General features: G+C 58.6%; 21 protein-coding genes. 10 read left to right on the top strand and 11 right to left on the bottom strand.

Annotation, left to right across the window (positions count from 1 at the left end; translation table 11 throughout):
• Positions 1-63: 63 nt before the first annotated feature.
• From HNQ50_RS21225 to coaBC, 3 genes are all read right to left on the bottom strand, one after another.
• Complete coding sequence (locus HNQ50_RS21225; protein WP_184103359.1) at positions 64-1197, bottom strand: porin; 1134 nt, start codon at positions 1195-1197, stop codon at positions 64-66.
• Between the two features lie 406 nt (positions 1198-1603).
• Positions 1604-2053, bottom strand: a complete 450-nt coding sequence (gene dut / locus HNQ50_RS21220; protein WP_184103356.1) for a dUTP diphosphatase — start codon at positions 2051-2053, stop codon at positions 1604-1606.
• Between the two features lie 13 nt (positions 2054-2066).
• Entirely contained in the window at positions 2067-3266 is a 1200-nt protein-coding gene (coaBC, locus tag HNQ50_RS21215) for a bifunctional phosphopantothenoylcysteine decarboxylase/phosphopantothenate--cysteine ligase CoaBC (protein WP_184103353.1), read from the bottom strand.
• An 82-nt stretch (positions 3267-3348) separates the two neighbouring features.
• Between coaBC and radC the strand changes: the two genes are divergently transcribed.
• Together radC and HNQ50_RS21205 are read left to right on the top strand one after the other, a co-directional pair.
• A complete protein-coding gene (gene radC, locus HNQ50_RS21210) occupies positions 3349-4023 on the top strand; it encodes a RadC family protein (protein ID WP_184103350.1) in 675 nt (224 codons plus the stop codon).
• 306 nt (positions 4024-4329) lie between these two features.
• Positions 4330-5556 carry a branched-chain amino acid ABC transporter substrate-binding protein gene (locus HNQ50_RS21205; protein WP_184103347.1) on the top strand — a complete coding sequence of 409 codons (1227 nt, stop codon included), beginning with the start codon at positions 4330-4332 and terminating at the stop codon, positions 5554-5556.
• Positions 5557-6208: 652 nt separating this feature from the next.
• Here HNQ50_RS21205 and fumC read toward each other — a convergent pair.
• The gene (gene fumC, locus HNQ50_RS21200; RefSeq protein WP_184103344.1) at positions 6209-7609 is read right to left on the bottom strand and encodes a class II fumarate hydratase; all 1401 of its coding nucleotides are present in this window, start codon (positions 7607-7609) and stop codon (positions 6209-6211) included.
• Positions 7610-7629: 20 nt separating this feature from the next.
• Positions 7630-8034: an RNA-binding S4 domain-containing protein gene (locus tag HNQ50_RS21195; RefSeq protein ID WP_184103341.1), complete on the bottom strand. Its 405-nt coding sequence runs from the start codon at positions 8032-8034 to the stop codon at positions 7630-7632.
• A gap of 250 nt (positions 8035-8284) precedes the next feature.
• Between HNQ50_RS21195 and HNQ50_RS21190 the strand changes: the two genes are divergently transcribed.
• Positions 8285-9532 (top strand): dicarboxylate/amino acid:cation symporter, encoded by a 1248-nt coding sequence (locus tag HNQ50_RS21190; protein ID WP_184103338.1) that lies wholly within the window; start codon positions 8285-8287, stop codon positions 9530-9532.
• Positions 9533-9594: 62 nt separating this feature from the next.
• Here the strand turns inward: HNQ50_RS21190 and HNQ50_RS21185 are convergent, their stop codons facing one another.
• A complete protein-coding gene (locus tag HNQ50_RS21185; RefSeq protein ID WP_184103335.1) occupies positions 9595-10473 on the bottom strand; it encodes a TIGR02285 family protein in 879 nt (292 codons plus the stop codon).
• A gap of 398 nt (positions 10474-10871) precedes the next feature.
• Here HNQ50_RS21185 and HNQ50_RS21180 point away from each other — a divergent pair, with 398 nt between their 5' ends.
• Together HNQ50_RS21180 and HNQ50_RS21175 are read left to right on the top strand one after the other, a co-directional pair.
• Positions 10872-12167, top strand: a complete 1296-nt coding sequence (locus tag HNQ50_RS21180) for an MFS transporter (RefSeq protein WP_184103332.1) — start codon at positions 10872-10874, stop codon at positions 12165-12167.
• 130 nt (positions 12168-12297) lie between these two features.
• Positions 12298-13377 (top strand): zinc ribbon domain-containing protein, encoded by a 1080-nt coding sequence (locus HNQ50_RS21175; protein ID WP_184103329.1) that lies wholly within the window; start codon positions 12298-12300, stop codon positions 13375-13377.
• Between the two features lie 76 nt (positions 13378-13453).
• Here the strand turns inward: HNQ50_RS21175 and tcdA are convergent, their stop codons facing one another.
• From tcdA to phaR, 3 genes are all read right to left on the bottom strand, one after another.
• Complete coding sequence (tcdA, locus tag HNQ50_RS21170; RefSeq protein WP_184103327.1) at positions 13454-14242, bottom strand: tRNA cyclic N6-threonylcarbamoyladenosine(37) synthase TcdA; 789 nt, start codon at positions 14240-14242, stop codon at positions 13454-13456.
• Positions 14243-14345: 103 nt separating this feature from the next.
• Positions 14346-15668 carry a 30S ribosomal protein S12 methylthiotransferase RimO gene (rimO, locus tag HNQ50_RS21165; RefSeq protein WP_184103325.1) on the bottom strand — a complete coding sequence of 441 codons (1323 nt, stop codon included), beginning with the start codon at positions 15666-15668 and terminating at the stop codon, positions 14346-14348.
• Positions 15669-15857: 189 nt separating this feature from the next.
• A complete protein-coding gene (phaR, locus tag HNQ50_RS21160; protein WP_184103323.1) occupies positions 15858-16502 on the bottom strand; it encodes a polyhydroxyalkanoate synthesis repressor PhaR in 645 nt (214 codons plus the stop codon).
• 244 nt (positions 16503-16746) lie between these two features.
• Here phaR and HNQ50_RS21155 point away from each other — a divergent pair, with 244 nt between their 5' ends.
• Positions 16747-17298: a phasin family protein gene (locus HNQ50_RS21155; RefSeq protein ID WP_184103320.1), complete on the top strand. Its 552-nt coding sequence runs from the start codon at positions 16747-16749 to the stop codon at positions 17296-17298.
• Positions 17299-17420: 122 nt separating this feature from the next.
• Here HNQ50_RS21155 and zapE read toward each other — a convergent pair whose 3' ends face one another.
• Complete coding sequence (gene zapE, locus HNQ50_RS21150; protein WP_184103318.1) at positions 17421-18572, bottom strand: cell division protein ZapE; 1152 nt, start codon at positions 18570-18572, stop codon at positions 17421-17423.
• Between the two features lie 130 nt (positions 18573-18702).
• Here zapE and HNQ50_RS21145 point away from each other — a divergent pair, with 130 nt between their 5' ends.
• Together HNQ50_RS21145 and HNQ50_RS21140 are read left to right on the top strand one after the other, a co-directional pair.
• Entirely contained in the window at positions 18703-19182 is a 480-nt protein-coding gene (locus tag HNQ50_RS21145) for a hypothetical protein (RefSeq protein WP_184103316.1), read from the top strand.
• Between the two features lie 71 nt (positions 19183-19253).
• On the top strand, positions 19254-19976 hold the full coding sequence (locus HNQ50_RS21140; protein ID WP_184103314.1) for a DUF3025 domain-containing protein: 723 nt from the start codon (positions 19254-19256) through the stop codon (positions 19974-19976).
• A gap of 3 nt (positions 19977-19979) precedes the next feature.
• Here HNQ50_RS21140 and HNQ50_RS21135 read toward each other — a convergent pair whose 3' ends face one another.
• Entirely contained in the window at positions 19980-20576 is a 597-nt protein-coding gene (locus HNQ50_RS21135; RefSeq protein ID WP_184103312.1) for a TetR/AcrR family transcriptional regulator, read from the bottom strand.
• A gap of 251 nt (positions 20577-20827) precedes the next feature.
• Here HNQ50_RS21135 and HNQ50_RS21130 point away from each other — a divergent pair, with 251 nt between their 5' ends.
• Both HNQ50_RS21130 and HNQ50_RS21125 read left to right on the top strand, forming a co-directional pair.
• Complete coding sequence (locus HNQ50_RS21130) at positions 20828-22117, top strand: alkaline phosphatase family protein (RefSeq protein ID WP_184103310.1); 1290 nt, start codon at positions 20828-20830, stop codon at positions 22115-22117.
• 66 nt (positions 22118-22183) lie between these two features.
• Positions 22184-23467 (top strand): cytochrome-c peroxidase, encoded by a 1284-nt coding sequence (locus HNQ50_RS21125; RefSeq protein WP_184103308.1) that lies wholly within the window; start codon positions 22184-22186, stop codon positions 23465-23467.
• Positions 23468-23823 lie beyond the last annotated feature (356 nt).

Raw genomic sequence — 23823 nt, 5'->3', positions numbered from 1 at the left:
AAACCACGCCGGAACAGTTGTGCTGTTCCGGCGTCGCGCAAATACCTGCCTCAAGACGGCAACCTAGAAGTCGCTCCGCAAACCGGACACAAACCCGGTTGCAGTCTGCCCCGGCGCGGCCGCCAGCGAGCCGGACACGTTTGTAAAGGTGTACGGGTGGGCAATATCGGTATCACCACTATTACGCAGATACACGAGATAGTTGTACCAGCGCGTGCGTTTGGACAGGTAATAAACAAGGCCAAGAGAACCTTGCTGACCATTCTGGCTGTCTTCACTCAGCATATGCCGTGAATAGGCATACAAGCCTTGCGCTTCCAGTTTGGGGTTGAACCAGTAGTTGCCCAGCACGACATAGTTATTCCAGCTGGCGGTACGGCTGGTTTCCTTGCTGCGGATATGTTCCCAGCCGGCCCCAAGTGTTGCGCCGGAGAAACTATAGCTCCCCACCAGTTCCAGCCCCTGGGTGTTCGCGCCATCCGTTAGCGCATTCACCTGCGATGAGTTATCCGGTGCGCCGCCGGTAGCCGACGACTTCATGCTGTACAGGTTCATGAACGTGCGGTTTTTGGCGTACTGGTAGGCGCCGCCCCGGTTCAAGCCGCCCGTGTTGTACAGGGCCGCCAGGTTGTAGACATCACCATTGCTGCCACCCTGAGCCCCATCAATAGCCCATTGCCCGCGAACCTGCAGACCATTGAAGACTGGCGAATCATAGTTGACGGTCGTGCTATAGCGCTGGGCCAACTGCGCAAATGCAGCGCCTTTCCCTTTGTAATCGGCGGTATCTGCATAATCGTCAAACAATGAAGACAATTTTGAACTGGTCAGCATGGTTTTGTACGCGCTGTCGTACACCCCGGAGCGGAACGTCCCCCAGTTGCCGGTCAGGCCAATAAAGGTATTGCGACCACCCCACACCGTGCCCCCCATATTCTTGTTGTCGCCATTTTTTGAGCTCATGGCGTTTTCTACCTGCCAGATCACCGAGTCGCCATTATCCAGCTGGTCAGAACCCTTAAAACCCAGCCGCGAGCCTTGATCCCACGGACGAAATTTGTTCCGGGCGCCATTGGCGTCATCGTTGTAGTGGTCGTATTCAAGGCCAAACCGGATCTGGCCATAGATAGAGACATCCGCAAAACTCAGCGGAGCAAGAAATGCCGCAGCGAGCGCAAGGCTCAAGATTTTCTTCATGATGTTCCTCCCTGGGGATGGGGACGCACCGTCAAGTGCATCGACGGGGAGGAGCATAAGGAGCGACGAACACCTGAAAAATTGATTCACATCAGGGGTTTGCTCTGGCCGCGATGGCGCAGCAGCGACCGTTTGGGGCCATGACTTTGAAATTTCAAAAGAAACTATTGCTTATTGATAATTGCTGAACAGCGTGGTGTCTTATCCATTACTACGACCCAAATCGTGGCGTATTCGGTACACCTCATGACACGTGAATGGCAGCACAGCCCAAGGCCAGGCACACGGTGTTCACAACGCCATTTGGTGCTGCTGACGCCGCATCAGGTGTTTTGCATTGATCAAGGCCGCAAAAAGAAACTGCGCCGTCAAAGCGGCGCAGTTTCACGGGTGCCAGAGCAATACACTAACGCTTGCCGGTACTGCCAAAGCCACCCTCCCCGCGCTCACTCTCTTCAAACGATTCCACAATATTGAGTTCCACCTGCACCACGGGCACCACGATCAATTGGGCAATCCGCTCCAGCGGCTGAATCGTGAATGAGTGACTGCCACGGTTCCAGACCGAGACAAACACTTGCCCCTGATAATCCGAATCAATCAACCCCACCAGATTACCCAGCACAATACCGTGCTTGTGACCCAGCCCGGAACGCGGAATGATCATCGCGGCCAGTTTCGGGTCTGCCAGGTGAATCGCCATGCCGGAAGGGACTAGCGCCGTCGCGCCCGGGGCCAGTTCCAGCGGTGCCGCAAGGCAGGCGCGCAGGTCCAGCCCGGCAGAGCCTGGCGTGGCATAGGCCGGCAGGTTGTCTTGCAGGCGCTGGTCCAGGATTTTGATATCGAGCGTGCTCATTGTTGCGGTCCCCTCAAACTTGTTTTGTTGATCGTTGATACAGGCTGGCGATGTGCGCAATCAGTTGCCGGGCGATATCCAGCTTGGGCGCACGTACCAGTTTGTGCTGGCCGGCGTCATCCAGCAGGATCACTTCATTGTCATCCGCCCCCATGGCCTGTTGCACCAGGTTGGCGACCAGCAAGGGCAAGTGTTTGCGCAGACGCTTGGCCTCGGCGTGTTCCAGCAGTTTTTCAGACTCGGCCGCAAAACCCACGCAGAACGGCGCGTCCGCCCGGCTGGCTACACGCGCCAGGATATCCGGATTGGCCGCCAGTTCCAGCGTCATCGTCACCGCATCTTTTTTGATCTTGTGTTCAGACGGGTTGACCACATGATAGTCAGCCACCGCCGCGACGCTGATAAAAATGTCGCTCACCGGTACATGCTGCTCGACGGCTTCCAGCATCTGCTGTGCGCTTTTCACATTGATACGCTGGCAGTCTGCCGGCGTGGGCAATACGGTATCGCCGGCAACCAGCGTCACCTCTGCGCCCGCCTCTGCCGCAGCGCGCGCCACCGCAAAACCCATCTTGCCGGAGCTGGTATTGGTAATGCCGCGCACGGCGTCAATACGTTCGAACGTGGCACCAGCGGTAATCAGCACGCGCTTGCCCCGCAACAGCTTGGGCTGGAAGTACGCTTCCAGTGCCTGCATGATGGCTGCCGGCTCCAGCATGCGGCCCATGCCCACTTCGCCGCAGGCCTGGTCGCCGGCATCCGGCCCCAGAATGGTGACGCCATCTTCTTTCAGCTGCGCCACATTGCGTTGATTGGGTTTGTTTTCCCACATCTGTTTGTTCATGGCGGGCGCCATCAACAACGGACAATCTCGCGCTGCAATCAGTGTAGAGAGCAAGTCATCGCACAGACCATGGGCAACCTTGGCCAGCATGTCGGCCGTGGCTGGTGCCACGAGAATGGCGTCTGCACCCCGGGTCAGGTCAATGTGCGGCATGTTGTTATCCAGCCGCGCATCCCACTGATCGGTAAACACCGGCCTGCCAGACAAGGCCTGGAAAGTCACCGGCGTGACAAAAGCCGCCCCCGCCTGGGTTAGTACCACCTGGACTTCCCAACCGGCCTTGATCATCAGGCGCGTCAGCTCTGCGGCTTTGTAAGCAGCCACCCCGCCGGTCACGCCCAGCACAATGCGTTTCTGTGTTTGTTTCATGGCAAACCTGACTGTTTTACAGATTGCTGATGGGCCAGAAGTGTAACAGGGTATGGCGTTTGTCACCCTTGCCGGAGTCCCCATGTCCATCCACGACTGGCCTGCCGCCGAGCGCCCGCGCGAGAAATTGCTGGCGCGCGGTGCCGCTACCCTTTCAGACGCTGAATTGCTGGCTATTTTCTTGCGCGTCGGCATTGTCGGGTATTCGGCGGTGGATCTGGCGCGCTTGCTCCTCAATCAATTTGGCTCGCTCAACAATGTATTTGCTGCGCCCCGCAGCGCCTTCTCCCAGATAGCAGGTATGGGCGATGCCAAGTACGCGCAACTGCAAGCCGTACTGGAAATGGCCCGGCGGGCATTGCAAGAAGAAATCCGGCACGCGGACGCGCTAACCAGCCCGCAGGCAGTACGGGACTACCTTGGCCTGTTATTGCGCAATCGCCGGGTGGAGTGCTTTGTGGCACTCATGCTGGATGCCGGCCACCGCGTCATGACGGTGGTGGAGCTATCCCAGGGCAGTGTGAACCAGACCCAGGTTTACCCGCAGGAGGTGGCGCGCCAGGCCTTGCAACAACATGCCTGCGCCGTGATCGTGGCCCATAACCACCCATCGGGCCGGGCGGAGCCGTCAGCCGCAGATATCAAACTCACACACACCTTACGCGATGCACTACGGTTGATCGACGTGCGGCTACTGGATCATTTTGTGATTGCAGGTCATCACATTTACTCGTTTGCCGAACACAAACAATTGTAAACGCAAGGCGCAGAGCCATTTTGAGGCATAGTTGAGGCCGGCAAGCAGTGCGTGCACCGCATCAATGCACCACCATTTGTCGCCTGTTGCATAGAAACCACCCTTCGTCAAAGACCCCGGCCAGGCATTTGACAGCCAGAAAGGCGCGTCCTCATTATCGATTCCTGTAGCTTTGGCATAACACTCGCAAGGTGTTTACAAAACACTTTGCTGACGTCATGCCAACACCGGGATAAGAGCACTGGCGGACCGCCGCGTGTTCACCCACTAACCCGATAATTCGCATTCTTCTGAGAGGATCTGGACATGACCATCGCGCGTTACACCCTGATTGCCGCGGCCGTACTGGGCCTTGCTGCATGTGGCAAGCAGGAGCCGGCCCAATCGGACACCGCGGCTTCGGCCCCGGCTGCTTCCGCCACTGCGGCCGCTGGCGGCGCCTCCGGTGACACGGTCACCGTCAAGATCGGCCACGCCGCACCGCTCACCGGCAACATCGCCCACCTGGGCAAAGATAACGAAGACGGCGTGAAACTGGCCATCGATGAAATCAACGCTGCAGGCGGCGCGGATATTGGCGGCAAGAAGGTCAAGTTCGAGATGGATTCCGAAGACGACCAGGCCGACCCGAAAACCGCCACTACCGTGGCCCAGCGTTTTGTCGATGAACACGTGGTTGGCGTGATCGGTCACTTGAACTCCGGCACAACCATCCCGGCTTCCAAGATTTACTCTGACGCCGGCATTCCGCAAATTTCCCCGTCTGCCACCGCCGTGGCCTACACCGCCCAGGGCTTCAAGACCGCCTTCCGCGTGATGGCCAACGATGCCCAACAAGGCAAAGTGCTGGGCGAATACGCCGTGCAAAAGCTGGGCGCCAAGAAGATCGCCATTGTGGATGACCGCACCGCTTATGGTCAGGGCCTGGCCGACGAGTTCGAAAAAGCCGCCAAGGCTGCCGGTGGTGATGTGGTGAAGCGTGAGTTCACCACCAATCAGGAAACCGACTTCAACGCCATCCTGACCTCGATCAAGGGCACCAAGCCTGACCTGATCTTCTACGGCGGCATGGACGCACAAGCCGCGCCGTTGAAGAAACAAGCCCACAAGCTGGGCATTACCGCCAAGGTGATGGGCGGCGACGGTACGCAAACCCCGGAACTGATCAAACTGGCGGGTGATGACTCTGAAGGCATGGTGTCCTCCTCCCCGGGTCAACCGAAGGATCAACTGCCAGGCGGCAAGGAGTTCCTGGACAAGTTCAAGAAGACCTTCGGCCAGGAAGTGCAGCTGTACGCCCCGTACTGCTATGACGCCGTGAAGGTGATGGTTGAAGCCATGAAGAAAGCCGGCTCCACCGAACCGGCCAAGTACCTGCCGGAACTGGCCAAGATCGACTATCAAGGCGTCACTGGCCCGATCACCTTTGATGAAAAGGGTGACATCAAGAACGGCGCGATCACCATTTACACCGTCAAGGGTGGCAAGTGGGAAGTGCTGGAGATTGTGGGTGGCGCAGCACCGGCCAAGTAATTGGCGGGTGGCGGTTGGTGAAAAAACGGCAGCTTTGGCTGCCGTTTTTTTATTGCTGCGCTGCCTAGCCCAACCAAGGCGAGTGGCAACTGGAGGCGCTGTGGGATTGAGGCTGTTTTTGATGTTGCCGTTGACTTTCCTCCCCTCCGGCAGCGCCGAGCATCGCAGCGAAGTCCGGGGTTTCGGCGCAAGGGTGTTTGAGCGTAGCGAGTTCCCTGGAGCCAGCCGGACTTTGCGAGAAGCGCAGGGAACCCGCAGGGCGCTGTCGCAGGGGTCGCCTTTTCTTTGGTTACTTTCTTTTGGCGAGGCAAAAGAAAGTGACGTGGTCCGGGCACCCCCGGTATCAAATGCCTTTCAAACCTGCGCCGCAAGGCGCTAACACCCGACAACAATATGAACCAATGCCGCCACCCCCGGATTTCCGGCCTGATGGCCTCCATCCGGGCTACGGGATGGTTCTTTTTCGCAAAGGCCACCTTCGGCGGCCTACTGGATTCCCGCCTCCGCGGGAATGACGAAGTGGTGTGCATGCAAACACGCACTCACAGGCGAGGACCACCCGCGGCAGCCAGACTGGATTGCGCCTCAAGGGGGCCGCCGAGGACCGGAATGACGAGTCAGTGAGAATGCCCGAACAGCAACCCAACCCTATTCAAACCGACGGTTTGGTCATCTCCAGCGGCACCACCCACTGCGCAAACTCTTCCTCAGTCAGATACCCCAGTTCCAGCGCTGACTGTTTCAGCGTCAGCCCTTCGTGATGCGCCTTCTTGGCAATCTTCGCCGCCTTGTCGTAGCCGATATGGCGATTCAATGCCGTCACCAGCATCAGGTTTTTGGCGAGGTTGGATTCAATCACCGGTAGATCAGGCTCAATCCCCACCGCGCAATGATCATTGAATGCCAGCACCGCGTCACTGATCAGGGCGATGCTTTCCAGCACGTTATGCACCATCACCGGCTTGTACACATTGAGCTGAAAATTACCCTGCGTACCGGCAAACGCCACTGCGGCATCGTTACCAAACACTTGTACGCACACCATGGTCATGGCTTCGCATTGAGTGGGGTTAACCTTGCCGGGCATGATGGAGGAACCCGGTTCGTTTTCCGGAATGCGCAACTCGCCAATCCCGCAACGTGGCCCGCTGGCCAGCCAGCGCACATCGTTGGCCATCTTCATCAGGCCGCCGGAAAGCGTGCGCAACGCAGCAGAGGTTTGGACCAGTGCATCGTGGGCGGACAGGGCAAAGAACTTGTTGGGCGCGGCCCGGAATGGATACCCGGTAATGGTGGCAATCTGCGCGGCGGCTTTCTCGCCAAACTGCGGATGGGCATTGAGCCCGGTGCCGACCGCCGTGCCGCCAATGGCCAGGTCATACAAACCGGGCAAGGTGGCGCGCACGGCTTCAATGCCAAAATCAAGCTGCGCCACCCACGCGCCAATCTCCTGCCCCAGCGTAATGGGGGTGGCGTCCTGCAAATGGGTGCGGCCGGTTTTAACCACGCCGCTAAAGGCCGTGGCCTTGTCTGCCAGCGTGGTCCGCAAGGTGGCGATGGCCGGGAACAGCCGCTGTTGCAGTTCTTCCACCACGGCAATATGCATGGCGGTCGGGAACGTATCGTTGGAAGACTGCCCACGGTTGACGTGATCGTTCGGGTGTACTGGCGTCTTGCTGCCCATCTGTCCGCCGGCCATTTCAATGGCGCGGTTAGAGATCACCTCATTGGCATTCATATTGGATTGCGTACCGGAACCCGTCTGGAACACGACCAGCGGGAAATGGCTATCGAGCTTGCCGGCGATCACTTCATCGGCCGCGCTGACAATCCGTTCGGCCACGTCTTTGGGCAGTTCGCCCAGCCTGGCATTGGCCTGCGCGGCGGCCTTTTTCAGGATACCCAGCGCGCGGATCACCGGCCGTTGCCACTTGAAACGCGCCACACCAATGGGGAAATTACCCACCGAGCGCTGCGTTTGCGCGCCCCAGTAACGGTCGTTCGCCACGTCAATGGCGCCCATGGAATCGGTTTCGCTGCGGAACTGGCTCATACGGGTCTCCAGGCGGCCAATCAGCCGCGTTCGAACTGGTTCATCTGCCGGCGGAACTTCTTGGTTGGCCGGCCTTTGACCTGCGGATGTTCAAAGCGCGGTGCCAGCCGATCAGCCTCTGCCACCCGCTCACGCTTTTCCTGGCTTTCTGGCGTCTCTGTGTAGAGCGCGCGCGCCGCCTCGGCCGGGCCGCGTTTGTCACTTAGCGCCGTGACGTTGACCTCGAACTCGCCATGCTCGGTATGCACCCGCAGCAGGTCACCCACCTTGAGTTCACGCGCCGGTTTGGGGCGTTGACCATTCAAGTGGACATGGCCCGCCTCTACCGCATCCGTCGCCAGCGAGCGCGTTTTGTAAAAGCGCGCGGCCCAGAGCCATTTATCAACGCGCACGCCACTGTGCGCGGGTGTCTCTTGTTTTGCCATGAGGTGCTGCCTGCCAGGGTCAAGGAGGTTCAGGCTAGAACTCATGCGCCCTGGCGTCAATGCGTAAGGACTTGCCGTAAGGGATACACCGGACGCGGAATCCCCTGGTCGACGCTGATCGCAGTCGGCTCTAGATTAGCTGAGCAAGTGCCACAACACGTTGATGCACAAGTTGTTTTTGTGCATTGCAACAACCGGTTCAGGGCCTGATCAAGAGGCTCGAAAATAAAATACGAAGGGGAGACACTGTATGAAACGCATGCATAAAACGCTGTATTTCTGGGTACTGGTGGCCATCGTGGCCGGCGGCATCCTGGGTTATGTCGACCCCGCGGCTGGCATCGCGCTCAAACCACTGGGTGATGGCTTTATAGCGCTGATCAAGATGCTGATCGGCCCGGTGATTTTCTGTACGGTGGTGCTGGGGATTGCCAATGCGGGCGATCTGAAAAAGGTCGGGCGGGTGGGCGGCAAGGCGCTGTTGTACTTTGAGGTCATCTCCACCTTTGCCCTTGCCATTGGTTTACTGGTCGCCAATCTGCTCAAACCGGGCAAGGGTTTTAACGTGGACCCGGCCACGCTGGACCCCAAACTGACGGCCGAATACGCCACCAAGGCGCATGAACAACATGTGACCGACTTTGTGCTGCACATCATCCCCAAGACGTTTTCAGACGCCTTCACGGGTGGCGGCGATTTGTTGCAAGTCTTGCTGGTGGCCATTCTGTTTGCCTTTGCGCTGAACAAGATTGGCGAGAAAGGCGCCCCGGTGCTGCGTTTTGTCGAAGGTTTGTCGGATATTTTCTTCGGCATGGTCAAGTCCGTCATGTGGCTGGCCCCGCTGGGGGCGGGTGGCGCCATGGCATTTACCATCGGCAAATACGGCCTCAAGGCACTGTTGCCGCTGGCCAGCCTGATGGGTTGCTTCTACCTGACCTGCATTTTGTTCATCCTGATTGTGCTGGGCACGGTGGCCCGGTTCACCGGCTTTAGCATCATCAAGTTCCTGAACTACATCCGCCAGGAACTGCTGCTGGTACTGGGGACATCTTCTTCTGAAAGTGCACTGGTGCAACTGATGAAGAAAATGGAAGACGCCGGGTGCAGCAAACCTGTGGTGGGTCTGGTGGTGCCAGCCGGCTACAGTTTCAATCTGGATGGCACCAATATCTATCTGACGCTGGCTGCACTGTTTGTGGCGCAGGCCATGAATATCGACCTCTCGCTGGGCCAGGAATTGTCGATTCTGATTGTGGCCATGCTGACGTCCAAAGGCGCGTCTGGCGTGACGGGTGCGGGTTTCATTACGCTGGCCGCCACACTGGCGGTGGTGCCGAGTATTCCGGTGGTCGGTCTGGCGTTGATCCTGGGGGTGGACCGCTTTATGTCCGAAGCACGTGCATTGACCAATATTGTCGGCAATGGTGTGGCCGCGATTGTGGTCTCGCACTGGGAAAAAGAACTGGACCGGGACAAGCTCAAGGCGGCGCTGGGTTAAGCGCTGCGCAGGGCTTGGGTACAACAAAAAAGGCAGCCGTCGCTGCCTTTTTTGTTGTCGCCTCACGGCACGTAGTTGTGGGTCGAACGATCATGCAGGAACCGATCCAGCTCTCTGCGCTGGGCATCCCGCAAATGGACCGGTGCCCAACGCGTCATCAGATCACGATAAGACGGCTGCCGGGCCGCCTCTCGCAAGGCTTCGTCGATCTGGTGGATGGCTTTGCCGCCCCATACACTTTTGGTACACGCCACATTACCCAATAGCCACGGATCGGGCTGACGCAAAGGCACGACCGTGATCCCCGCCGGCAACTGCTTGCGCTCGGCCAGCCAGGTCACAATCTGCGGATACTCCAGGGTGTAATCAATACGCTTGAGCGCCAGCATCTGATAAAGGCTGCCGGGCTCTCCGCCCGATACCGGCCGTAAACCCGTATTGGCTGGATCAGCCAGCACTTTATCAATGGTTGCACCGTAAGAACGGGTCCCCTCATAGCCGCCAACCAGCGTGCGATCTGCGGCCAGGGTTTCCAGGTCCACGCCGTCACGCCAGTCCGGATGCGTTTGCAACAGGTCTTCCCGCGTCACCAGCTGGATGGGCATGGTAATCAACGCCGGAGTAAACACCGCGACGTTTTCGCGTTCTGGCGTGCGCAGGGTGGAGGGCACACACAGGTTCTCGCCTTGTTTCATCTGCGCAAACGCGCGCTTGGGCGTCATGACCACCACGCGGTGCTGATACTGCGGCAAGCGTTGTATCAACAGCTTGACCAGATGGTCGCCAATGCCGTCCCCCAATTGCTGCACCGACTCGCTACTGCGATCTTGCAGGATGAACACCGGCGGCCAGTCAAAAATGACCCAGGTAATGGTGTCGCGTGCCAGCACCGCAGGGGCCCAGAGTGCAACCAGCAGTGCAATGATCCAGGATTTGCGCATGCTCCCGTCCGGGTGTCCTTGAAAGTCCTGAAAATGAAGCTGTTTTTGGTGGCCGGATTATACGGTAGAAGTCGGCTTTTTCCGGTAGCGATCCAGGCGAATGGCATAGCCGGCGTGGTACGCCCGCCAGGCCGCCTGGGTTTTACCCCAAAAAGCAGATGCCGCTTGCCCCAACACGGCACAAACTGATAAAAGAGCCCATCGCCTTAAGCGGTAAGGGTGGCGCGATCCGCCGCCCCAGACCGTCTACCGCACACCAATCCGTGTCCGGTCTTGTCTGGCGAGGATCACCCAGTCAATCAAGACCGGGTGATGTGCATGCTGTCCTCACCCGGTCACAGCGGCTCTGCTCTGCGCATTGCGCCTTTTTGTGATTTCAGCCCATGACCGATAACAACATGACAACCAATACGGATTCCTTGCCCCTGACGGGCGCACATCGGCCACTGAACCGCCGCGACATCCAGACCCTGACCCTCTCCGCCCTCGGCGGCGCCCTGGAGTTCTACGACTTCGTGGTGTACGTGTTCTTTGCTGCCGTGATCGGCAACCTGTTTTTCCCGCCCGAACAGCCAGACTGGCTGCGCTCGCTGCAAACCTTCGGCATTTTCGCGGCGGGTTATCTGGCCCGCCCGCTGGGGGGCATCATCATTGCCCACTATGGCGACAAGCTGGGCCGCAAGCGCATGTTTACGCTATCGATCTTCCTGATGGCGCTGCCTACCCTGTTTATGGGCCTGTTGCCCACCTACGCCACGCTGGGCGTATTTGCGCCGATGCTGTTGCTGGTGTTGCGGGTCCTGCAGGGCGCGGCCATTGGTGGCGAGGTACCTGGCGCATGGGTGTTTGTCTCTGAACACGTCCCCCCCAGTCGCACTGGTCTGGCGGTAGGTTCACTGACGGCCGGGCTCACCTTTGGCATTTTGCTGGGGGCCTTGATTGCCACCGTCATCAATACCCATTACAGCAAGGATGAAGTGAGCAGTTTTGCCTGGCGCATTCCGTTCATTCTGGGTGGGCTGTTTGGTCTGTTTGCCGTTTACCTGCGCCGTTTCCTGGAAGAAACCCCTATCTTCAAAGAACTGCATCAACGCAAGGCGCTGGCCGAGGGTCTGCCTGTCGCGGCAACCGTGCGCAACCATCCGGGCGGCACCGTGCAAGCCATGTTGCTGACCTGGGTGCTGTCGGCGGCCATCGTGGTCGTCATCTTGCTCACCCCCAACTGGCTGCAGAAAGTACAGGCCGTGGCCCCGGCGTTGTCCTTGCAGGCCAATAGCCTGGCCACCTTTTGCCTGACCATCGGCTGCGTGGTGTTCGGGGCTTGCGCAGACAAGTTTGGTGGCCGCCTGACGCTGGCCACAGGCAGCGTCGGCTTGCTGCTGACCAGTTACAACTTCTACTTTAACCAGCCGGTGGCGCCAGATACGCTGATGCTCAATTACGCCATTACCGGATTTTTCGTCGGCGTGGTTGGCGTGGTGCCCTACCTGATCGTGCGCTCCTTCCCGCCGGCCTTGCGGTTCTCTGGCGTGTCGTTTGCCTACAACGTGGCCTATGCCATTTTTGGTGGTCTGACGCCGGTTGCCATCAGCGCCTGGTTGAAGTTTGACCACCAGGCGCCCGCCCACTACGTCGCGGCGCTGTGCGTGCTGGGCGTGGTGCTGGCCATTGCCCCGCAACCCAAACGCCATTAAGCAGCCCCTGCGTTCACCCCGGAAAAACCGCCGCTCTGGCGGTTTTTTGTTGTCTATGGGGTTCACACAATGCAGCGATATCCACGGCATGCAATGATGCATCATCTTTGTCGCGATCAAGGAATACCGGATGGCCACCACGCAAGCCCACTCCCGCCCCGAACGCTTGTTGCGCATTGCCTCATGGATCGTCGTGCTGGTCTTTGCCGGCCTGTTGAATACGCTAGGCGATCTGGTCATGCGCGACTTGTTTTACGCACCCGCTGGCGGCCCGCCGCAGCCGGACGCCTTCATTGACCAGAACGCCCGCACACAACTGGAACAGCAGCAAAAACAGCTGGAACGCCAACATGCCGTGCTGGCCGACAAGAAAGAAACCGCCGATACCGCCCTTGGTCGCGCGCATGACGAATACAACGCCGCCAACCAGACCTTCCGCAACTGGCTGGCAACCCGCCAGGCGACGGGTAACAGCAGCCAGGACCCGGAAGTCCTGAACCGTACGCACGCGCTGGATGCGCTGCAAGCCGGGGCCAGCAACTGGCAGCGCCAGAGTGATGTACTGGCCGACCAGCTGCGCACCGTCGAAAAACAGCAAGAACAGACCCAGGGTCGCCTTGGCCTCTTGCTGGATCAGGGCAGCAAGACCTACGAGCAGGCCCTGCAAAAGTATGACCTGCGCATCTTCTTCTGGCGACTGGCCTTCACCCTGCCCCTGTTGCTGTTGGCGATCTGGCTGTTTATCAAGTTCCGCAAGCACCGCTACTGGCCGTTTATCTATGGCTTTGGGCTGTTTGCGCTGACCGCGTTCTTTGTGGAACTGGTGCCTTATCTGCCCAGCTTTGGTGGCTATATCCGGGTGGTGGTGGGGATTATCCTCACCGTGTTTGCCGGTGTGTACATGCTGCGGGCGTTCCAGCGCTATGTGGAACGCAAACGGCTGGAGATGCAGCAAAGCCAGAGCGAGCGTGCCCGCACCGTGGTCTATGAAAAAGCCATCAGCTCGTATCAGAAAAAGATTTGCCCATCTTGCGACAAGCCATGGAATCTGGCGGGTGATCAGGCCAGTTTCTGCATCCACTGCGGGTTGGAACTGTTTCGGGTTTGCGCATGCGGCGGGCGCAATTTTGCGTTTTTCCCGTTCTGCCATCAGTGCGGCAAACCAGTCAAAAAAGCAGAGGACGCCGCGGCGACGCCAGCCGTTGAATGAATGGGTGCTGGATATTGTGGAAAATAAAAAACCGCGCCTTGAGCGCGGTTTTTTGTTGGTCAAGCCACCTTCTCTCTCAAACCCTGGCCGAATCCGCCAGCTTGCGCAGCACGCGTGAAGCGGCGACGAAACCAAAGGTACCAGTCACGGGCGTCACCGCACCAAAGCCGCCCTCGCAATCCAGCCGTACCGGGCTGTCGCCAGCCTCAGGTTTGGTGCCACACACGCTGCCATCCGCCTGCGGATACACCAGCGCCTCGGTCGAGTACACGCAATCCACGCCAAACTTCTTGCCCGGTTTGGGAAAACCATAATCTTTGCGCAAGATGTTGCGGACCTTGGCCGCCAGTGGGTCCTGCGTGGTGCGGGACAAATCGTCGATCTTGATCTGGGTGGGATCGGTCTGACCGCCGGCACCACCGGTCACCATCAAGGGGATTTTGCGGCGACGGCACCAATGAATGATGGCCGCCTTGGTCTTGACGCTATCAATGGCATCGACCACGTAGTCGTAGCCCTGCCCCAGCATGGCTTCCAGATTGTCTTCTGCCACAAAGTCTTCAATGGTGTTGACCACACAGTCCGGATTGATCGCCAGCACGCGTTCTTTCATCGCCACGACCTTCATCTGGCCAAACAGGCCGGACAGGGCAGGTAACTGGCGATTGGTGTTAGACACGCAAATGTCGTCCAGGTCGATCAACGTCAGTTGGCCAATGCCGGAGCGCGCCAGCGCTTCAACCACCCACGTGCCCACGCCACCGATACCGATCACGCACACATGCGCGCGGCGAAAGCGTTCCAGCGCGGCTGTGCCATACAAGCGGGCAATGCCGCCAAAGCGGCGTTCGAATGAGGTATCCATTTTGCGTGAGGCGTGAGGTGTAAGGGGTGAGGTGTAAATCCAGGCGGCTGAACGCGTAAGGAGCGATGGCACAAGAATCACCTCACTCCTCACGCCTCACTCCTCACATCTGGACAGCCCAGAGGTCGTGTTCATCCGAATCGGTAATACGTACTTTCACAAAATCACCCGGCTTCACGTCAGCCGTGGGCTCAAAGTACACCAGCCCATCGATCTCTGGCGCGTCGCCATAGGTACGGGCAACAGCGCCCTCTTCATCGACTTCATCGACCAGCACGGTGAACTCGCGACCTACCTTGGCAGCCAGCCGGTTGGCTGAGATTTCGGCCTGCTTTTCCATAAAGCGCTGCTTGCGCTCTTCCGCCACATCCGCCGGCACGTGGTCCGGCAGGTCGTTGGCAGTAGCGCCATCGACCGGCGAATAGGTAAAACAGCCCACGCGGTCCAGTTGCGCTTCATCCAGGAAATCCAGCAGTTCCTGGAATTCGGCTTCGGTTTCGCCCGGGAAACCCACAATGAAGGTCGAGCGGATCACCAGATCCGGGCAAATGGCACGCCATGCCTTGATGCGTTCGAGCACATTGGCAGAACTGGCCGGGCGCTTCATCAGCTTGAGGATGCGCTGGTTGGCATGCTGGAACGGGATATCCAGATACGGCAACACTTTGCCCTCGGCCATCAGCGGGATGACCTCATCCACGTGCGGGTACGGGTACACGTAATGCAGACGGGTCCAGATACCCTGGCGGCCCAGTTCTTCTACCAGTTCGGTCATGCGGGTTTTCACCGGGCGACCGTTGTGAAAGCCCGTCTTGTATTTGACGTCCACGCCATAGGCACTGGTGTCTTGCGAGATCACCAGCAACTCTTTGACACCAGCCTTGGCCAGGTTCTCTGCCTCACGCAGCACTTCATGCACCGGACGGCTCACCAGATCGCCACGCATGGACGGAATAATGCAGAAGGTACAGCGGTGATTACAGCCTTCAGAAATCTTCAGGTACGCATAGTGCTTGGGCGTGAGCTTGATACCGGCAGCCGGCACCAGATCGACAAACGGGTCATGCGGCTTGGGCAGATGCACGTGGATCTGCTCCATGACTTCGTCCTTGGCATGCGGGCCGGTCACGGCCAGCACTTTGGGGTGGACGTCACGGATCAGGCCGCCATCGGCCTTGGCGCCCAGACAGCCGGTGACGATCACTTTGCCGTTTTCGGCCAGCGCCTCACCAATCGCATCGAGCGACTCTTGCACGGCGGAGTCGATAAAACCACAGGTGTTGACCACGACCATATCTGCATCGTCATAAGACGCAGAAATCAGATAACCCTCGGCCCGCAACTGGGTCAGGATTTGCTCGGAATCAACCAGTGCCTTTGGGCAACCAAGGCTTACGAAACCCACTTTGGGCGCAGCAGCAGACATTCTTACTCTCCAGCAGGCTGCGGCAAAGTGGCGTCAGCCTTCAAACCAAAACAGAGCGGGCATGTCGTCAGGAGGCTCTGAACAAGTCTTCCACAGGCAAACTTCACCAGGAAGGGATTTGTTCAGGGGCTCCCACAACACGCCCGCATGGACAACCGAGTATTTTAAATCAATTTTTATTTCAATGGTTTATTTCTGCGTCGTACGGCGCTTGGGTGCCGGACTTTCCGGCGGCTCGTCGCTGGCAGGCGGCGAGGAAGGTTCGGGTTCATTGGGATCAGCCTTGCCCCCATCACGGCCATAGCCTGGCATGCCAAAGCCGGTAAACAGGTGCTTGGCCCGATCCTGCAGTTGCTGTTGCATATCCACAAACAGCGCAGTGCTGCTTTCCAGATATTTGCCCATCATGCTTTGCAGCGCGGGGCCCTGGAACTTCATGAAATCGCCCCAGATATTGGGGTTGAGCATGGGGTTTTCGCCACCGAGCGAGGTTTTGGCCTGATCTTGCAGCCGCGTTTGCATCTCGGTGAACAACTGCATGTTCTTTTCCAGATAGTTGCCCATCACGCCCTGCATGGCATGGCCATAGAAGCGGATGATCTGGGTCAGCACATCGTAGGAAAACATCGGGATACCGCCCGATTCTTCTTCCAGAATGATCTGCAGCAACACGCTGCGGGTAATGTCCTCACCCGACTTGGCGTCCAGCACCTGAACGTCGATCTGTTCCAGTACCAGTTGTTTGACATCGGCCAGCGTGATGTAACAGCTGGTGGCCGTGTCGTAGAGCCGCCGGTTGGGATATTTCTTGATCACCCGTTTTTCAACACTCATGCATTTCCCCTGATAAGGTGACTGCGGGTTGTAGTGATTTTCGCAATATTACGAAAGTGCTGCCAAGAGTAGCGCCCGTTTATCCGCTACGCAACCGGTCATGCTGCACTGCACAAAAAAATGTTTGACATTGCTTTCTGACGATTCCACAATAAAATCAATGGTGCAGCGCATCATGGTTGTTTGAAGCAAGTAATGTTTATAGCGCCTGCACGACCACCGATGGATCATTCAGGAGTGAATCATGTCCCAAGCTCAACAACAATTTGCCGAACTGGCTACCGGCCAGATCGAAACAGCGCTGCGTTTTGCGCGACTCTCGCTGGATAGCAGCGAGCGCCTGTTCAAGGTGCAGGTTGAAGCCACCCGTACCGCGCTGGAAGAAAACGTTAAAAATGCGCGCGCACTGCTGTCGGTAAAAGATGCACAAGAAGCACTGGCTCTGCGTCAGAAGCTTATTGAAACCAGTGTAGAACAAGCCACCACGTTCTCGCGCGCCATTTTTGAAATTGCCTCGCAAGCGCAAGGCGAGATTTCCAAACTGTATGAAGAACGTGCCATTGCCTTCAACAAGGACTTGTTGAGCGGTCTGGATCGCGTGGCCAAATCGGCCCCGGCGGGTGCAGATGTTGCCGTTGCCGCATTCAAATCCACCACCCAGGCTACCGCGGCTGCGGTCGATAGCCTGACCAAAGCCGCCAAGCAAGTGGCTGAATTTACCGATGCTTCGGTCAAGGCGGCGACCAACGCGACGACTGAAGCCGTCAAAACGGCGTCTCGCAAGGCCGCTGCCTGAGCATTTATTTGACACGGCAAATATCTGGCAAAAATGCAAAAGCCCCGCACTGCGGGGCTTTTTATTTGTGGCAATCCGACAACTGGCACCCTGCCAGTGTTGGCAGTTTTCCGTAGTCGGTTTCAGGTCTCTACCAAACCGGCCAGCGATTCCAGAATGGGTTGGTGCGGCAGTGCCAGGTATTCCAGCGTTTGCATTTCAGTCAGGCGGCTGACGGTGCGGAAAAACTCGCTGGACTGCACGCCATCCACATACAGCGCTTCTGCCGGTACGTCGGCAGAGAGGATCAGTTTGACGCGGTGGTCATAGAACACATCCACCAGCCAGGTAAAGCGGCGGGCTTCTGAGGCCTGACGGGCTTCCAGCGCTGGAATGCCGGTCACAATGACGGTGTGGTAAGTGCGGGCAATATAGAGATAATCCGCCTGGCCGCGCTGGTCGCCGCAGATTTTGTAGAAATCAAACCAGATCACGCCCGGCGCCCGGCGGCGGCAACTGATATTGCGCCCTGCCACGGTAATGGTTTTTGACTGATCGGCGCCAGTGGCCACCTGGGAGAATAACTTGTCGAGTTCAGCGTCGACATCCGGCGTGATGGGGCTCAGGTAGGTGCGCGCGGCAGATAAGGCACGCAGGCGGTGATCCTGCCCGCCATCCAGATTGAACACCTCAAGGTTTTTCTTGATCAGTTCAATGGTCGGCAAGAAATTGATGCGTTGCAAACCGTTGGGGTACAGGCCATCTGGTGGGTAGTTGGATGTGGCAATCAGCACGACGCCGCGCTGGAACAGGTTTTCCAGCAACCGGCCCAGAATCATGGCATCGGCAATATCGGAAACGTGGAATTCATCGAAACACAGCACCCGCACACCACGGGCGATTTTTTCCGCTACTTTGACCAGGGGGTCGGTTTCGCTTTTCAGCGTGGCCAGTTCGCGCTGGACGTCTTGCATGAACTGGTGAAAATGAATGCGCTTTTTGCGGGTATACGGCAGGCCGGCAAAAAAGGCATCCATCAGAAAACTTTTGCCACGCCCTACGCCGCCCCAGAACCAGACGCCGTGTGGCACCTGCGGTTGTGGCAACAGGGTTTTGCCAAACAGGCGATGCCGCTTGCGCTTGAACTCCACCAGCGTCTGGTATAGCTGCTCCAGCCGGGCAATGGCCGCGGCCTGGGCGGCGTCTTCAATAAACCCGGGTTGATGGCGAACCGAGTCATACCAGGTTTGCGGGCTGGTGCCCGTCTGTGGCGGAGCAATCACATGCGCAGACATGAGCGGTATTTTTCTGAGATTACAAGGTGTGAGCCGCATTATACGGAGGCGCACCGGATGTGACATCGTGCCCTTCCCGCATCGTGGCATTGGGCTAGAATAACCTCCCCGAACAGGCCTTGCCCGGATCATGAAAACACTGTCCACCGCCCTTTTGCTTGCGCTCAGTTGCGTTGTCGCCCACGCGGATACAGGTGCGCTCACCGTGCGCTTTACCAGTCCGTTGTGGAACGGTGCCAGCGTGCCCGCTGGCCAGCAATGCGCCAGGTTGGGGGGCTCTGCCGCCACACCGGGGCTCAATGTGTTTGATGTACCAGCCGGCACCGCGTTTTTGCTGGTCGAGTTTTCCGAGCGTGGCGGTCTGGATAACGGCGGTCTGGGTCGCTTGCAATACACCATGCCCAAGGGCGCGGCCAGCGCGCAGATTCCGGGCGTACCGGCGCAAGGCCCGCTGCCGGCCGGGCTCAAGTCGCTGGGGGCCAAAGACGGCTCGATCTACAGTGCGCCCTGCGTGAAGGGTAATCGCTACTACCTGTCGGTCAAAGCCGTAGCTGCAGACGGTGCCAGTACCCTGGCAGAAGGCCGGCTGGATATGGGACGTCTCCCCTGACCCGCGCCACCACGGGTGCGCTGGCGCCCTGCTGGCCGCATCCGCAGTTTGCGCATCCGGCCTTTGATCCGGTGCGCAACTGGCTCACCCGGTTCGATACCTTTCCGACGCATGCGGCATGGGAGGCATTGCCAGACCGCCCTGCCACCCGCTCCGGCCAGTGTGTCTCTTTTGTGCCGGCTGAATCACTGACCGACTATTACGAGACCGAAATCCATCTGCGTGGCCGCGTGGCCACCCGGACAGAGAACTGGCACGATCTGTTCAACGCGCTGATCTGGCTGCGTTTTCCCAAGACCAAGGCCGCGCTCAACGCGCTGCATATCCGGCACATGAATCAATCCGCCCATGGCCAGCGTGGCCCGGTGCGCGATGCGGCCACGCTGTTTGATGAGTGTGGCTTGATCCTGCCGTGGTGCAACCCGGCATTACTGGCAGATTTGCGCGGGCATCGCTGGTCCACGCTCTTTGTCAGCGAACAAGCCCAGTGGAATAGCGGGATCGGTGCGGTGTGTTTTGGTCATGCCAACCTGGAAGCGTTGCTCGACCCCTTCCCCGGCCTGACCGGCAAATGCTGGCCGGTCGAAGTCACGCCGGAATGGTTCAGCCTGCCGGAGGCAGATCGCTGGCAATGGCTGGATGGGTATCTGGCCACCGCAGTGGATGCCAACGCGTTGCAATCCCCGCGCCAGTTGCCACCCCTGCCTTATCTGGGCGTGCCCGGCTGGTGGCCGCAGCAAGACACCGCGTTTTACGACGACGCCGCCTACTTTCGGCCGTTGCGCCCGACCTGACGCTCAGGCCAGTTCGCCTGGCTTTTTGGCAAAACGCTCGCGCAAACCGTCCGGCAGTGGCCATTTGCTCATCACCCACTGCATGGCCGTGGCCAGTTTGGCGCGATCAAAATCACCGCTGAAGATGTGCAGGCTGGCACCGTGCAACAACAGGCGGCAAGCCAGCAAATCGGGTTCCAGTTCCTGACCGGGTTCCAGACGGAAAATCCGCTGATCCATCGTATGCAAGATGGGCGTGAGCCGTTCACCCAGACGGCTGTCGCCGCGTGCGGCCATCCATAGCTCCAGCAGCGCCAGCGAATCAGTCTGGGTATGACCGCCCGCAAAGGCAAACAAACCCAGGTAGATGCGTTCGCGCGGGTTGGTAATGCCGGTGGAGTCAATCTTGGCGATTTCGATATCGACAATATCGGCCAGCAGCACCGGCAAAAGGTCCAGCAATCCTTCCGGAAAGTGGTAGCGCAGCGCCCCCCGCGTGACCCCGGCGAACTCGCATACGCGGGCCTCTCCCAGCCGGGCATAACCTTGTTCAATCAATATCTTGCGTGCTGCATCAAGCAACAACTGGCGGGTGGCGCTAGAGCGCGACTGATTTTGCATTTCGCCATTCTATCCGGGTGTCATGGATTTGCCACTTAACAAAAAATACATACTTGTATGTTTTCATGCATGCGGCAAAAACCTTCGTGTGGGGGCCTCTGAACACGTCTTTCGGGGATTCAGGGGGGTCGGATTCGGGATGAGCTGCAAGGCATAAACCGCTGCCAATCGCCCGGCCCACAAGATCCGGAAGGGATGTGGTCAGAGGCCTCCTCTGGACATTGCCAACTCCAAAACCATCAGGAAAGATAATGAAAACAACATGGAACAAGTGGCTGGCCGCAATTCTGGGCTCGGCCATCGTCTTGGGAGCGATGGTGGGCTGTAACAGTAGCAGCGACAGCACGACTGTCTCTGCACCGACACCGACCCCAACACCCGCACCATCCATCCACAGCATCCGCCACGTGTTTGTGCTGACCCTGGAAAACGAAAACTACAGCACCACCTTTGCCGCCAGCAGCCCGGCCACTTATTTGTCGCAAACCCTGGTCGGCCAGGGTGCGCTGGTGCCGCAGTACTTTGGCACCGGCCACGTCAGCCTGGATAACTACATCGCCATGATTTCCGGCCAGTCGGGCAATCCGGTGACCAACACCGACTGCCAGACCTATAGCGAGTTCGCCCAGACCGGAACGGACAGCGACGGCCAGGCCATCGGCCAGGGTTGTATTTACCCGGCCACCATCAAGACCTTGCCTGACCAGCTCAAGGCAGCCGGTCTGACCTGGCACGGTTATATGGAAGACATGGGTTTTGATCCGGCGCGTGAAAGCGCAACCTGCGGCCATCCGATCATTGGCACGCAGGACATGACCCAGTCGCCGGAAGCGTCTACCCCATCCATCGCCACGGGTGACCAGTACGCCACGCGTCACAACCCGTTCATGTATTTCCACTCGATCATCGATTCGAGCGAATGCAACAACAACGTGACTGAGCTGGCCCAACTGCAGAACGATCTGAAATCCATCAGCACGACCGCCAACTTCAACTTCATCACACCCAACTTGTGCCATGACGGCCATGATTCGCCGTGCGTGACCGGTGAAGCGGGTGGTCTGCTTTCGGCAGATGCCTTCCTGAAGAAATGGGTGCCGATCATCACTGCCTCGCCGGCGTTCCAGCAAGACGGTCTGTTGATCATCAACTTTGACGAAAGCTCCGCCACCAGCAACACCACCACCATGACCAGCGCCACCACTGGCAACATGACGGTGATTTACGACGGCGCCTCCTGCTGCGGCCAGAAGCCGGGCCCGAACCTGGCGTCTTTCCCGCAGACGCTGCCGCTGGGTAACTACACCACGCATGGCATCACCTTCGCCATCACCATGACCTACAACAGCTTTGGCGGCGACCAGACCGGGGCGGTGATGCTCTCCCCGTTCATCAAGGGCGGCACGGTGACGAGCACGGCCTACAACCATTACTCCTTGCTGCGCAGTATTGAAGACATCTTCAACCTGGGCCATCTGGGCTATGCCGGCCAGGACGGTCTGACCAGCTTTGGCAGCGATATCTTCAACAATCTGCACTAAGTCATCAGCGTAGATGCAGCGACCGTGGCCCTGGCTGCGGTCGCTGCTTTTTCACATAAGAACATCATGAATCTGACTTCCCGACGCTTCACCCTGGCCACCCTGGCATTGGCCGGTCTGATTGGCAGCAGTGCGTTGTTCGTGCATGCCGCCACCCCTGCAACCCCGGCTAAACCCGCCGCAGCCACACAGTGGCCTGGCGCCGCCGATGTGGGCCGCGCACTGTTTTTTGATCGCGGCCTCTCCGGCTCTGGCCAGATGGCTTGCGCCTCCTGCCATGATCCGGGCCACGCCTTTGCACCGGCCAACAATCTGGCAACGCAGTTGGGTGGTCCGGACATGAAACACCAGGGTTTGCGCGCCGCGCCGTCATTGCGCTATGTATTGAACCGCGCCCAGGCCTGGCACGTGGAAAGCCCGGCTAACCTGATGGAGCGTCTGGAAGCGCAAGAACTGCCGCCCACCGGTGGTTTGACCTGGGACGGCCGCTTTGACCGGCTGGAAGATCAGGCGGCCTTTCCGTTGCTGAACGCCGATGAGATGGCCAACGCCTCCCCTGCCGAGTTTGCCGCGCGCCTGCGCAAAAGCCCCAATGCGGCGGCGTTCCGTAAGGTGTTTGGTGACAAGATTCTGGCCAGCGATACCGATGCCCTGCACTACGCCGGCATCGCCCTGGCTCAATACCAGTTGAACGACGCGGCTTTCCACCCGTATTCCAGCAAGTTTGATGCGTGGCTGGATGGCAAAGCGCAACTGACCGCGCAAGAACTGCGCGGCAAGCAATTGTTTGATGATCCCAAAAGCGGCAACTGCGCCTCGTGCCACTTTGATGTGATCGGGGCCAATGGTGCGCACCCGGTATTTACCGATTACCAGTTTGAAGTGCTGGGCGTACCGCGCAACCCGGAACTGGCGGCCAACAAGAATCCGCATTTCTTCGATATGGGCTTGTGTGGCCCTGTCCGCCAGGATCAGGCAGCGCAAAAACAGTATTGCGGCATGTTCCGCACGCCCACACTGCGCAATGTGGCGACCCGTGGCGCGTTCTTTCACAACGGCCGTTATCACGATCTGAAAACCACGCTGCAGTTTTATGTGCAACGCGACACCCAGCCGCAGCGCTGGTATCCCGTCAAAAACGGCAAGGTGGCGAAATTTGATGACCTGCCGGCCCATCTGCGTGACAACGTCGATACCAATGACGAGCCCCTCACCCGCAAACGCGGCGGCAAACCGGCCTGGAACGACGCGCAGATTGAGGACGTGATTGCGTTTCTGAAAACACTGAACGACGCAGATACCGTGGTGATCAAGCAAGCCGCCAATCCCGGGAAGGCGCACGGCGGCTAAGCCTGCCCGCCGCATCCGCCTGACAGAATGCCGGGCAGGATCACGACACGGGCACTATGCTCACACATGCAACTGTCGTATCCGGTTCAGGTGATTCGGGGCGGGTCTGCCGGGGGGCGATCCGCATTCACGCAGGTCTATGACTGCGTTCTGGTCGGCTCACTATTAGCCACCGATACAACCCAGTGCAACGTTGCTGGCAAGGCACGCGAAACGCAGACAGTACGTACGGCAAGTGAGCGTAACGCAGCCAGCAGGGTTGTATTGGCGGCTAAAGGGCTGACCGGGTCACGATGGGGAATACGCCATGGCAGCATTGTGGAAAATAAAAAGGCGCCGCAATGCGGCGCCCTGGA

Source organism: Silvimonas terrae, assembly GCF_014202765.1.
Lineage (GTDB): Bacteria > Pseudomonadota > Gammaproteobacteria > Burkholderiales > Chitinibacteraceae > Silvimonas > Silvimonas terrae.
This window is presented reverse-complemented; position numbering and strand designations above follow the sequence as displayed.